This is a genomic window from Arachidicoccus rhizosphaerae (assembly GCF_900107765.1).
GTDB classification, from domain to species: domain Bacteria; phylum Bacteroidota; class Bacteroidia; order Chitinophagales; family Chitinophagaceae; genus Arachidicoccus; species Arachidicoccus rhizosphaerae.
In genome coordinates this window covers 74,662-88,560 of sequence record NZ_FNQY01000017.1, presented here as the reverse complement: position 1 = coordinate 88,560, position 13,899 = coordinate 74,662, and the positions used below count along the sequence as shown (strand labels likewise).

The 13,899-nt window shown below is 40.3% G+C and carries 9 protein-coding genes; 3 read left to right on the top strand and 6 right to left on the bottom strand.

Annotation, left to right across the window (positions count from 1 at the left end):
- Positions 1-512: 512 nt before the first annotated feature.
- The 5 genes from BLU80_RS13920 to mnmE all read right to left on the bottom strand — a co-directional run bounded on the left by BLU80_RS13920 (position 513) and on the right by mnmE (position 5,745).
- Positions 513-1,850, bottom strand: coding sequence for a DUF3987 domain-containing protein (locus BLU80_RS13920; RefSeq protein WP_091399657.1), 1,338 nt, complete (start codon positions 1,848-1,850; stop codon positions 513-515).
- Between the two features lie 64 nt (positions 1,851-1,914).
- Positions 1,915-2,214, bottom strand: coding sequence for a helix-turn-helix transcriptional regulator (locus BLU80_RS13915; RefSeq protein WP_091399655.1), 300 nt, complete (start codon positions 2,212-2,214; stop codon positions 1,915-1,917).
- 163 nt (positions 2,215-2,377) lie between these two features.
- Entirely contained in the window at positions 2,378-3,034 is a 657-nt protein-coding gene (locus BLU80_RS13910; RefSeq protein WP_091399652.1) for a phage holin family protein, read from the bottom strand.
- A complete protein-coding gene (locus BLU80_RS13905) occupies positions 3,031-4,164 on the bottom strand; it encodes a site-specific integrase (RefSeq protein WP_091399651.1) in 1,134 nt (377 codons plus the stop codon). Before BLU80_RS13905 ends, BLU80_RS13910 begins: the two co-directional genes overlap by 4 nt.
- Positions 4,165-4,374: 210 nt before the next feature.
- Entirely contained in the window at positions 4,375-5,745 is a 1,371-nt protein-coding gene (gene mnmE, locus BLU80_RS13900) for a tRNA uridine-5-carboxymethylaminomethyl(34) synthesis GTPase MnmE (RefSeq protein ID WP_091399650.1), read from the bottom strand.
- 191 nt (positions 5,746-5,936) lie between these two features.
- On the opposite strand from mnmE, the gene BLU80_RS13895 reads away from it, so the two are divergent.
- Together BLU80_RS13895 and BLU80_RS13890 are read left to right on the top strand one after the other, a co-directional pair.
- A complete protein-coding gene (locus tag BLU80_RS13895; RefSeq protein WP_091399649.1) occupies positions 5,937-7,586 on the top strand; it encodes a S8 family serine peptidase in 1,650 nt (549 codons plus the stop codon).
- A 148-nt stretch (positions 7,587-7,734) separates the two neighbouring features.
- Positions 7,735-8,739 (top strand): 2-hydroxyacid dehydrogenase, encoded by a 1,005-nt coding sequence (locus tag BLU80_RS13890; RefSeq protein ID WP_170831245.1) that lies wholly within the window; start codon positions 7,735-7,737, stop codon positions 8,737-8,739.
- A 44-nt stretch (positions 8,740-8,783) separates the two neighbouring features.
- On the opposite strand, the gene BLU80_RS13885 is transcribed toward BLU80_RS13890, so the two are convergent.
- Positions 8,784-10,004 (bottom strand): peroxiredoxin family protein, encoded by a 1,221-nt coding sequence (locus BLU80_RS13885; RefSeq protein WP_091399647.1) that lies wholly within the window; start codon positions 10,002-10,004, stop codon positions 8,784-8,786.
- A gap of 723 nt (positions 10,005-10,727) precedes the next feature.
- Between BLU80_RS13885 and BLU80_RS13880 the strand changes: the two genes are divergently transcribed.
- On the top strand, positions 10,728-13,892 hold the full coding sequence (locus BLU80_RS13880; RefSeq protein WP_091399646.1) for a SusC/RagA family TonB-linked outer membrane protein: 3,165 nt from the start codon (positions 10,728-10,730) through the stop codon (positions 13,890-13,892).
- Positions 13,893-13,899 lie beyond the last annotated feature (7 nt).

Here is a 13,899-nt window from a genome sequence, read left to right as displayed (position 1 = left end):
CCAATGATAAAAAAGGCAGGCATTTGAGCCTGCCATAAAACTTACCGTTTTTCGCTCATTTGGCCGTTCATCGCACCATCCATCACATTCGCTTTATATATCTACGAACCTCTTATCTGGTCTCTGGTTTCTGGTAAAACAGGCTACCTGGCTCCGCTTTTGAACTATAGAATTAGAATAAACATTATACCATCTCCAAGCTGGAAATTTGCTATCCAAAAATTCAGTAAACCGAATTAGATCGTTCACATGGTATCTCAGGAACCTAGTTTCCCCAACCTTTACGACACAGATATATTTTTTTATTACTGCCATAATTCTTACAGATGAATGGTGCGAAAAATGGTGTCTAACCAATTGCTCCGATAGTTTCAATAAATAATCAAATAGAAGAAATAGCCTTATGCCTTTGCACTTACTGCACTTCCAGCACTTTGACCTGGTAAATTAGGCCCAAAGTGCAGAAAGTGCCCGAAGTGCAGCCATTTCCAACATCCTCCATAAAAAACTGATTACCAGACCTTTTCATAAACACCGTGTTTAATCTTTACAAACAAATACTCATCATTAAGCATATTAAAAAAGGTGCGCCTGCTGATCATCAGAAGAGAAACTGCCAGTCCTTCTGCTGTCGTAAACCTGGCCGGCAGCCTGTAATAAATCTTTTTGTGATCCAAGGGATAACTGGCCAGGGGATCCCGGTGCTTGTCCAGGAGCTTAAAAACACGTAATGCCATGTATTCAAAGTAGTCAATTAACTTTTCAGCCCTGGAGGCTGAGCATGACGAAACCTCCAATAAATTTAGGCATTCATTTTCCATGCAAGTCACCCGAATGATATGAATGACCAATGAAAGTCTGAAAAAATAGGTATCCAATTTGGCATAAATACCGCAAATTGCCTCCGATTTTTCGTTATTCATTATGCCATTTATCCTCCTACGAAAACCTTTATAAACCTCCATGGCTCCTTTCGATAAGCCAATTTTTCGGGTCTGATGATTGCCCAATAATATTTCCTTTGGTTTGATTATCGACTTAATCAATAGATCATAGAGTTCTTCAGATTCACTTGAGACATCTTCATCGGATAAATCCTCCCTTTTGATCTCTGGAGGGTAAATGAACAAAAACCTATGGGTCAGCCCATTATCGACTCTGTTATTACCCATTAAATTAATTAGCACCTGTGGCTGAATGCTGCCAATCAAATTAAAAAACGGATTAGGAATCAAAACTGGTTCCACGTTCTTACGGTTGATGTAAATTGACTTACCACTGAATATGGAAAGCATTAGTTCTTCATCTCCACCACCTCCAGGCCGATACTTATTAAATGACTTCAAGAACGATCCTAGTTCATCATATATTCCAGCCAAACCATTGGGATTATGATAAAGTGCCTGTAATAATGCTTCCTGAGTAGTATCCTTTATCACAATCTGCCTACGAATTGGCTCCTCCAAATGGATTGTATCATCTTTTGAGGCTTTCCGCTCCCTAAATTCCTTCATTTTAGCTTGATAATCCTCATTTAACATCGTGTCGATCGCTTCAAGCACTTTAGTGAAAATGGATATCGGTGACGACTTATTAATACCCGGCTTTCCAACGAGACTAATAAAGAGATTCCCCATCTCTTCCCAGCCTTTCTTGACCCTGAGAATGTAGCCGGTACCAATGGCTGCTGAAAAAGCAAACAAAATGACACCATAAGCATAATCCTTGCTAATATTCAAGGCCTTGGCATAGTCATCAACAATGTCCCGTATCTCCTTTGGGAAGATTTCTTCCGGAAAAGGCACAATATTCAATTCCTCCTCGGAGAAATTGTTTAATTTTGTCTCCATAGAATTTATTTTTCAGCCCGCCTCTGTACCACGAATACGCAGGCGGGATTTTTTTGGGGAAATATTATTTAAAAAGGGTTCTGGACCTTGCTAGTTCTGCTATTTCGTCCTTAGACTTAACCGATTTCTCCATCAGCCAGGCATCGATTTTCTCCTTGGAGAAGAACAATTGTTTGCCCGTCGGTTTAAAATATGGGATTTCCTTGCGGTGCACAAATTTGTAAATACTGGATTTAGCAAACCCAGTATAGGCTGCCAAATCGTCCGTATTCAGAACTGTCTTTGAACTAGAAATTAAAGATTCTAGCTTGGATAATGCGAGAGAGACTTTTCTGTCCTCTGTAATTTTTTGCTTTGTGTTCATAACAATATTATTTTTTGTTGATGAAACAAAGCTCGTATCAACGGTAAGCAAAATTGGTTGGAGTGGTTGTGTTGGAGTTGTATTCCAACCAAAAAAGGGGATTTTTCCCCTTTTTTAATTACTTTCATATACAGATAACCTTAAACTTAAAACCCGAAGCTAATCATTCGGTCTTTTTCCTAATGGCATTTAACTCCTTTACCATCTTATTAAATAGGTCAGCCCCTTTTGAATACCTTTGTTGTTTTTTATTAAAAGTACTTGGATTGAAAGGCTTTTTACTTCCATTGCAATAAAACATTGACAAAAAGTCAGTAATCGTAAATCCTTCATCACCGTAAACGTCAGTGTAGCAATCGTAAAAATTTCTAAAAATGGCGGCTTCAGTATTCAAGATAATCGGTTCCCTTAGAAACTTCTCAATAAACTCTTGTTGTTCAATTAGCGTGTCCTTATCCACTACCTCATCCAAAGCCTGGAAAATAATTTGGTACTCTTCCTTAGAGCCAGGCATACCAATTTTCGGAATTCCCTTGGATTTACGAGTAACCTTAGGCCGGGCTTTCACCTTCTTAAATTTACTAATACCTAAATATATCATAACAACTACAATAATTCCCCCTAACACTGACACTAGCGGGGCCTGCCATAAAAAGCCCAAATAGGAAAGATAAATCCCTGCAACACCGGCCAACACAATATAGCCTAAAAACAATCCTTTCACACCCATTTCCCGTCTCAAAAACCAGAATGCGTAAATAATGCCTCCTAATACCAATGCGTATAATATAATTTCATAAACAATTTTTAACAATGTCATAGTTCAATATTTAGAGTTGGTAATAAATTGGCGGCTTCTTTTAATTTCTCATCCAGAATCTTAGCATAAATCTGGGTTGTCCTGATATCTCTATGACCAAGTGACTTCATCACGGTATAAAGATCCGCCCCGTGTGCCAGCAGAAGTGTCGCTGCGGTATGTCTTGACGTATGAAAAGTAACATGTTTGGTGATCCCTGCTTTCATACTCCACCTTAGAAGTTCAGTAGTGATTGCAGAGCTATACTGTAGACCAACAAAAACTCTGTCTGAAATTGCGGATCTTTCTCCTAGGAGTTCCCGGGCTTGCTTACTTATATATAAGTATTCAGTATTATCGGTTTTCTGTTGAGTAAAAATGATCCTACACAGCCCGTCTTCGTCTCTTACTTCCTGCCACTTCAATTTATGGACATCACTCCACCTTAACCCTGTCATACAGGAAAATAAAAATGCACGTTTGAGGACAGGATATTTACATTCGGTCGCTGCTAGCAACTGTAGTTCTGGTAGGGTTAAATATTCTCTTTTAGCCTCCTTTTCATCAAAAGACTTAATTTTCAACAGCCTAACATCTGTTACATAGCCTTCTTCATAAGCAGCCTTAACCAAGGTTCTAAAACGATTAAAGTAAGAATATTTCGATCCATGTTTTAGCGCTGTTCCATATTTGGTGGTCGCCTCTACGTCCAGAAACTTTTTAAATCCCTCGATAAGCTCAGGTGTCAGTTCACTAAAAGTAAGTGATTTATGAAAATACTGATCAATATAACGTTTGGTAGTTACCCAAACCCCATAATTGGAGAGATACCCTGAGCGCTTTTCTTTAAGGGAATTAAAATAATCAATCACCCGCACCTTCCCTTTGTGTGGGTTTACCATTCCAAACTTGCCAGTGAGCTCTTCAGATTTTCTAATAGAATAGATATCTTCAGCCAGTCTCCTAGCCTCTTTGTTTTCCAATTTCTGACCTGTCGTTTTTGGATTCAACCAAACATACAACTTCAGGGTTTCCATCTGCCGATTATGTTTAATCTTTCCTTCCTCAGTCTTCGTATAACCTTTATAATATTCTATATACAGGCTGGCCTTTTCATTACTTATCTTTTTTTCTTTCAGAAGTATTCTCATGGGGCGTCATTTTTAAATTAGGGTGTAAAAATTTACACCTATTATAAAAACTTGCCGATACTGGTGTAAATTAGGGATAAATATTCAACTAAAATACTACCACCATCGGAAACCAAAGATAACAAAAAAAATCGCAACATACTGTATATAAATTAGTTGTTACGATTTTACTTTCCGATACTTTCCGTTGTTTTCCTTAAAATAGCCCCACTACTTCCCAATACAGAATTTCCCAAATATTGTTCCCAGGATATCACGATCATGTTCCACTTTTCCAGATATCTCTCCTAAATAATGTAGACACCTCCGAATATCAATAGCCAGAAGATCCCCTGTTAATTGTGATTGCATACCAGTTTGAATATCGTCTAAGCTCTCGGCAATCCTGAGTAATATATCATGATGTCTGGCGTTTGTAACAATTGTATTTTCTGTTTGTATTTCTGTTCCAATAGCCATTTGGTACATCAACTGCTTTAATTCTTCAATACCAGTTTTTTGTTTAGCAGAAATTTTTACTGTTTTTTCTTCCATCAAAGCAACTACTTGGTCAGAATCTGATGCATCAACCTTATTAAGAACGCTAATGGTTTTATCTTTAAAAGGAATTAACCAGTCTAAATAGCTATCATCCTTACTAGTACTATCAATCAAATAAATGATGATATGAGATTCTTCAGCATTGGATTTACTTCTTTCCATCCCAAGATTTTCAATATAATCACTAGAGTGTTCTCTAATCCCAGCTGTATCAATTAATCTAAAAATACTTCCATTAATATTTAAAGTCTCTTCAATCGTGTCTCTGGTAGTGCCTGCGATATCACTTACAATGGCACGTTGTTCATTAAGTAGGGCATTCAACAAAGTGGACTTACCTGCATTTGGCCTGCCAATTATAGCAACTCGTACTCCATTTTTAATTACATTTCCTAATCTAAAAGAATCTATTAATTGTTGGGTGGCAGACTTAATTGTAGTTATTAACTTCATAAATTCCGTTCTATCTACAAATTCGACGTCCTCTTCAGAAAAATCAAGTTCCAATTCAATTAAAGCCGCAAAATGAATTAACTCATTCCTTAATTTCTGTAAATCTTCAGAAAAGCCGCCTCTTAGTTGTTTCAGCGCAGTTTGTTGAGCCGCCTTACTATTTGAAGCAATAAGATCAGCCACTGCCTCTGCCTGCGTTAAGTCCATTTTTCCGTTAAAAAAAGCACGTTCAGTAAACTCTCCTGGCCGGGCCATTCTAGCTCCCAATTCAATTAACACCTGCAATATTCTTTGCTGTATATAACTTGAACCATGGCAGGAGATCTCTATTACATCCTCACCAGTATAAGATTTGGGATTTCTAAAAAGGGACAGAACGACTTCGTCTATAATCTCTCCTTCATATTCCAGCAGTCCAAAATGTAAAGTATGTGTCTTTTGGCCAACAAGATCCTTTGCGCTAAACAGTTCATTTACAATAGAGAATGCCTCATTTCCACTGATTCGAATAATACCTAAGGCCCCTGAACCCTGCGGGGTGGCAAGTGCAACAATGGTATCCTGATTATTACCTGGTATATAATTCATGAGTCCGATTTGTGCAAAAATACAATTTATAAAGGCAGTAATATGGCTGGTCTATAATTATAACTTGTCGGAATTATGATAAGAATTTCTAAAAATACGTGCAATAATAACAAATATTCATAATTTTTTGGGATTAAGATAGCCCTGAATAGGTATCTTGCAGTCTTAATATCTAGGAAAAACAGGACAATATGATAAAAAAGTTAATAGGTTTTGCGGCATTTCTATTCATCTGCAACTCAGCGCTTAGAGCCCAATCAGAATCATTTCAGGTGCCATTAAGCTGGCATATGCTGGACCCTATTCATGATAGTGTATACGGAGTATCCGCAAACCGAACTTATTCAGAACTCTTAAAAGGTAAAACCGGCCAAAAAGTTATTGTGGGCATCGTTGACTCGGGGGCCGACACACTACAGGAAGATTTGAAGGACGTCCTTTGGCATAACCCCAAAGAGATACCCAATGACCATCAGGATAATGACAAAGACGGTTATGTCGATGATTATTATGGTTGGAATTTCCTGGGTGGCAAATCTGACACCTCAAATGTCACTGAAGACACCAGAGAGTCAACCAGGTATTATTTTCAGTACAAATCCCAGTTTGAAAATATTAAAGATTCCAATCAGGTTCCACAAAAGGAAAGGGTACATTACCGCACCTGGATTCAGGCAAAGAACATCGAACTTACGGCAACGGACGCGGCCAAAGAAGCCGGAGCACTGGAGAGGATCTCCAGCCTGTTACCCCAGATCAGCGATTTTAGTAAAGTGCTTTTAAAAGACACTTTTAATCTGGAAGACGTAAAAGCTTATGAACCCATAGACAGAAAAACAAGTGCGGAAAAGCAGATATATACCATTTTACTTGACAAAGTTGGCCCTGGCACTACTAATATTACCTTGCCAGCCAAAATCAACAGCTTATTAGATAGCCTTAAAGAAGTCAATAAGCTGCCCGATGTAGCACCTCCTAATTACCGCCAAAACATAGTTAAGGACAATTATGATGACTTTAATGACAAATACTATGGCAATGATAATATCTCTGCAGGGGATGTCATGCACGGTACACATGTATCAGGAATAATTGGAGCTTCCCGTAATAATAATCTGGGCATGGATGGGATTGCAGATAATGTCGCATTAATTGAAGTCAGAACAGTTCCAGGTAGCGGAGATGAACACGATAAGGATGTAGCCCTTGCCATCCGATATGCAGTAGACCATGGCGCCAAAGTAATTAACATGAGCTTTGGTAAACCAATTTCTCCTAACAGATCCTGGGTTGAAGGTGCCATCAGGTATGCCCAGCAACATGACGTCCTGCTAGTTCATGCTGCAGGTAATGATGGAGAAGATATCACAGGACAGCCTAACTACCCTACCCAATATTACGGTCCAGATAATAGCAAAGAATTTGATAATGTTATAACGGTGGGTGCAAGCGGAGCTATGGAAGATGACCTGGTGGCCGACTTCTCAAATTTCTCAAAAACCGCAGTAGATGTTTTTGCACCTGGAGTGGAGATATACTCAACATTACCGGGCAAAGACAACTATGGTTCTCTTAGCGGGACAAGTATGGCCTCTCCAGTTGTTGCGGGTGTCGCAGCAGCAATTCGTTCGTATTATCCGGAACTTTCAGCTCCAGAAGTAAAACAACTAATAATGGCTTCCGTCACCAAAATCAACTTCCCTGTTATTAACCCTGCAACAGGAGAAAAAGTAAAACTGAGCGATTTATGCGTAACAGGTGGCATCGTCAATTTATACAATGCCATAAAAATGATGCAAGACCATCAATTCTCCCTTAAAAAGACACCTGGTCAAAAATAAAGGACAAATATTTTTCTATAAAATAAATTGCATAGCTTCTCAAAAAACCGGCATCCATTAAAAGTTGCCGGTTTTTTCATCTTCATATTCCAATTAACTGATATAACCCAGATGTCTTATCTTTGAAATGCCATATAAAAAATATCATATGAAAATTCTTTCAGCAGGCCCGTTACCAGAGCTGGGCTTAAAAATGCTTAAAAAGGAAGGGCACGAGGTTATTCTCGCAATAGACGCAGCTGAATGGTCCACTCAGGAATTAATCGAAAAGTCGAAGACATTTGATGCGGTGATAACGATGCTAAACCTTCCATTCCCAAAATCATTTTTTGAAGCAAGCAGGCATTTAAAAGCAGTGAGTATCGGCCTCCCCTACCATTACACTGTTGCCCAAAAATGGGCCTCCAAAAATAATATTCCCGTCGGTTATGTACCTAATAATGCATTAAATATTTGTAATGAAGCCGTGGCAGAAACCACGCTCATGTTGGCTCTTTCTGCAAGCAGAAAGTTGCTTATGCACCATGACAGAATTTTAACCAATCAATGGCTCAATGGATTACCAGGTGCATTTGACGGCCAGACACTCATGCATAAAACCCTGGGGATTTACGGACTGGGTAAAATAGGAGCCACTGTAGCAGGTTTATTTAAACGTAGTTTGCAAATGCAGGTTATTTATCACAACAGATCACCGAACAGGGCGTTGGAAAAACAATTGGATGCTCATTATGTCCCGTTAGATATCCTTTTAAAAACAAGTGACGTGCTTTCCGTACATGCCCCCTTAAATCTGGATTCCACCGGTTTTTTCAACCAGCATGCATTCTATGCCATGAAACCTACAGCCATTTTCATCAATACATCCCATCCAAAGATTCATGATCAGCTGGCACTCACTAGAGCTGTCTACGAAGGATGGATTTGGGGAGCCGGACTAGATTTAGCAGGCACCGTCGCCGCTATCTCCGGTCACCATCCCTTATTACATCACCCCAATGTATGTGTTTTACCAGGCATTGCCCTTGCGACGCATGAAGCCAAAACATTACTTAGCAAACAGGCTGCTTTGAACATTATACACGCTCTTCGACAAGAAAGAATGCCGCATCCGGTAAACCCTTCAGTTTACCGGTATCTTAAACATAGCTAAAATGATACAACTAATGTCATCAAAATTTTCCGGGAAATAATTTTTTATTCCGCTAATAATTTGTTCATCAGCTCATTAAACTCTTTGACATAATTCGTATAGTAAGAACCGGTTCCAGGCCCCTGAAACCCAGTATCTATTTTTACTACCTTACCTGTTTTATCCAGGATAATAGTAGTGGGGAACATTTTAATATCCGTAAATTGCGGCAGGGTTTTACTAGTTCTGTCTTTATCAGTTACTGTCACCCCGGTTATTAATACAGGATATTGTATATCATAAGCCTTTTGGAACTTCATCAGACTCTTTTTAGATCTTTCAAAATCCGTTGTCAGTTCATAAGCCAGACTGATTACCTCCACTCCTTTATCCTTATTTGCATTATAATACTGACTTAAAAAAGCTGTCTCATCCATACAATTAGGACACCAAGAGCCCATTAGATCAATAATCACCACTTTATTCTTAAATCGGGGATCGTTAATGGAAACATCCTTGCCATTTAAATCCTTAAAAGTAAAATTTAAATGACCGCTTTCTCCCGGTTTTAAAAACATAGCAGCTTCATTGGGCAAGGTTGGATTATCCGTTTTATAGGCCGTAAATTCTTCCTTACTAGTGGCACCACTAAACTGAAGACCGGTTAATGAATCGCCGTTTATTTTAGCCTTAAGCAGCAAACTATGGATACCGTCAAAACCAGAAAAATATAAGGAATCACCAGTCAAGATCCCTTCCAGATACCTATCATCTCCAAAAGGCGTCAGTACGGACCCCGTTATAAGGTTATCATTTTGGTGGAAAGTAAATATGGCAGGAGAAACTTCCCCGGCGGCATCTTTATAATTAACCTGCCATTTACCTTCCAGATTCGTTAGCGGTGCACCATGGACCGGTAAAAAACGCTCGGGGTTACGTGCAGAAGCCGTTAAAGGCAGCACAATCTCTTTGCTGACAGAAGCCCTGTGCCAAATACCACTGAGACTATCCTTATTGATAACTTTAAATTTAAAGCCTGACTCAAATACAGGCATATCAATAAGTAAAGAATCTCCTTTCTGCGCTACTGCCGGCACCCGCATTTGCTCTTTCCCGTTGACTACATAAAATATGAGAGAATCATGTTCTATGGCAGTCCTCAGATTAAAAACAATGCCATTACCATCAGGCCGGTGAATCACAGCCCGCCAATTAAAGGCGTCTACCTGCGCATGGGCACTGGCAAATAAAAGAGTCAATACAGCTAAAATGCTAATTTTTTTCATGGTTAAAATATTAATGCTCAGGAAACTGTCAAAGAATCGTTCCATTATACAATACAGCCCGTTCCCTGGAGATCTTTCTTGTTATAGTATTACACATCCTGCCAAAGTTCTCTTTGACGGCTCAAAGGTAAGGCAGTTGATTTAATTTTTAAATTTTAGTCTATTATATTTGTAGACTAAAAAAACCGCCCTATCTTTGCATCGGCTTAACACCATTACAAGTATAGAGATAATGAAGAACTACAAGAAAAAACAGGTACACTTAATCCTTAGCATGATAAAAAATCATTGTTGTTGCTAACATAGGAGCTGAAAGCAGGAGTTTACCTTTTTCATTTTCAACGCAGTATGGGTTTATTTTCTCAGGGTAATTAAACCCTGGTAAGTCAAATAAAATCTGGCAATTACTGAAGCAAATTTATTTGCAGGCAAATGGGGCATCCTGCATATTGTTGGTAAATGACAGGGGTCAAACGGTACTCCGATTATTACAAGCCTACAGCATTAAAGACATTTATTAGTTGCCATTCAATGGCAATCATCCCACGGATAAGCCACCGATTTTCCGGCAAACCTGACGGGATCTTTTGCACACTAATGACAACTATATATAGTTGTCATTCAAAAATTTACAAGAAGAATACAGCTTTAATCAGCAGGTTGCAGCATTCTTCTATTCAAAAGAAACCAAATTTTCCATTAAATATCATAAACTATCATCAGATGAAACATCGTTATGTATTTACCCTGTTGCTGATACTGATTGGTCTGCATTTGCAGGCGCAGCTTAAACAGCCCATCCAGGGAACCGTCCAGTCAGAGACCGGTCAGCCTCTCTCCGGAGTCAGTATCCGGGTTTTAGGCGGTAAAGCCACCCTCTCTACTAATCTGGGTAATTTTAATCTGGATGCCAATGTAGGTGATACACTCAGTTTTACTTATATCGGATATGAGTCCACACAATTGGTTATTTCTAGCTTAAATACGCCAATAAAAGTAACCTTGCATCAGGCGGCAGGTGAGCTCAGTGAAGTCGTCGTGACAGCACTAGGTATCTCCAAAGAAAAAAAGTCTCTAGGTTACGCCGTACAGGAACTAAAATCAGAGCAACTCAATACAACCCAGACACCCAATCTGGTGAATGATCTTTCCGGTAAAATTGCAGGGGTTCGCGTTACAAATTCACAGGGCGACATGGGCTCCTCCAGAATTATTATCCGGGGAGAGACTTCCATTGCAGGGGATAACCAACCCTTATTTATCGTAGATGGCGTTCCTGTGGACAACTCACAGTTAGGTGCCGGTGGTTCCAGGGACTATTCCAATGCCATTGCCGATTTAAATTCTGAGGATATAGAATCTGTCAGTGTATTAAAAGGGCCGAATGCAGCCGCTCTTTATGGTAGCCGCGCGGCACACGGCGTCATCCTCATTAAAACAAAAGCCGGAAAGAAAAGAAAAGGCCTGGGCATTACCCTTAACTCCAATAACACTTTCAGTAGCTTGTTAAGCCTACCTGATTACCAGAATGTATTCGGTCAGGGAGGTAATGGGGAATTTAGTTATGTAGATGGCAACGGCGGAGGTCTGAATGACAATGTGGATGAGAGCTGGGGACCCAGAATGGAAGGCCAGTTGATTCCGCAATTTGGCTCCAACGGCGAAGCAGTACCGTTTGTCGCACACCCGGACAATGTTAAAGATTTTTTCAAGACCGGTTTTTCTACCAATAACAGCATTTCAATTGCGGATGCCGGTGATAAATTCAGTTACCGACTGGGCTTTAATGACGGACACCAGACGGGTGTTATTCCCAATTCCAAACTTAATAAAAGGAATATATCCCTGAACACTAATTTCAAAATCACCGATAAATTAAGCCTGTCTGCTGTTGCCAACTACTTAATAACGGCTGCACCCAATCTTCCGGGAGTTGGAGGTAAGCGCGCTACCAGTACCATGTTGCAGTTTACCTGGTTTGGAAGACAAGTGGATATGCAATCTTTAAAGGATAGTTATTTTACCACCGGTAGCCCTGACAACTGGAATAACGCCTATTACCCTAATCCATATTTCGGGGCCTATGAAAATACAGTAGAACAGAGAAGAGACCGTCTGATCGGCGACATCGGGCTTACCTACGAGATCACACAGGGACTGACAGCGCATTTCCACAGCGGAACGGATTATTATAATGACCGCAGAAAACTTAAGATTGCCTACGGCACCAGTGGCACTCCTTACGGCTCTTATGAGGAAATTGCCTATAGTCTCAATGAAAACAACACGGAAGCTACTTTAAACTATGATCACCAACTCAATAGCGATTTCTCTGTAAATATTCTGGCCGGTGGCAATATCCGTAATAAAACCTATGAAGAGAATGACCAGAAGGCTCCCAGATTAGCCGTTGGTGGTATTTATACCCTGGACAACTCCAGAGACCCCCTGGTTTCCAGCAATTATTACAGTCATCTGAAGGTATACAGCTTATATGGCTCCGCCCAGATAGGATTCCGCAACTACGCCTTTATCAATGCTACTGCGAGAAATGACTGGTCCAGCACCCTGCCTTCTGACAACCTTTCCTACTTTTACCCATCCATCAACGGAACCCTGGTATTTACCGATTTATTAAAAATCAGCAGCAATACCTTAAGTTATGGTAAAATAAGAGGCGGCTGGGCAAAAGTCGGAGCGGATACCGACCCTTACCAGTTATATAATACCTACGGATTTTCACTTTTTGGGTCTAATCCGCTGCTATCCACTTCTGGCATTCAGATGAATTCAAATATCCGCAGTGAATCCACCACCTCCACTGAGCTGGGCCTGGATCTTGGTTTCTTTCACAGCAGGACGACTCTGGGTATCAGCCTGTATAATACCAACAGTTTCAATCAGATTCTGAAAGTCGACATTACACCAACTTCCGGATATACCCAGCAACTGCTTAACGCAGGTAAAATCAATAACAAAGGACTTGAAATTGCTTTGGGTGTTACTCCTGTCAGACAGCAAAACCTGAGCTGGGATTTCGGTCTTAATTTCGCCCTGAATAAAAGCGAAGTCAAATACCTGGATGACCAGGGAGAATTGGAAAACTATACACTGGGAACAGATGGAACAGTACAGGTGGTCGCTGCTGTAGGTAAGACTTATGGCACTATCATTGGCACGGCCTATCAGCGGGATGCAAATGGTCAAATAGTCATCAGCGCCAGCGGCCTGCCACAGACGGATCCTTCGCTCAAAGACCTTGGTCATTTCACGCCGGACTGGACCGGTGGCTTCACCAATACCCTGCGTTACAAAAGCTGGGGACTGACATTTTTAATCGATGCCAGCGTGGGCGGCTCTATTTATTCGGGAACAAATTCTACAGGCCAGTATACTGGCGTACTCGCCTCTACCCTTCCTGGACGTGGTGCTGAATTTGGCGGCATTAGTTATTATTATCCCGGTGATGACAAAAAACAATTACCGGTAGCAGCCAGTGGCAGTGCACCCAATGGCGAAAAATTATATGATGACGGTATAATCGCCAAAGGCAATACCAGTGACGGCGATGCTAATTCACAGATCATACCAGCTTCCTTATATTACAAAACCATCTCCTCTGTAGACGAGCAATATGTTTATGACGCCAGTTACGTCAAGTTCCGGGAAATCAACCTGAGTTATAAACTCCCAGCAGCCTGGCTCAACAGGATGGGTATTCAGGGAGCCAGTGTAGCACTCGTTGGACGTAACCTGTTCTTTATTTACAAAAAAGCGCCAAACATCGATCCGGAAACAGCCTTCAGTACAGGTAATGCACAGGGACTCGAAGATCTGACCCTGCCTACCTCAAGAAGCTATGGCGTTAATTTAACTGTTCAATTCTAAACTCGTA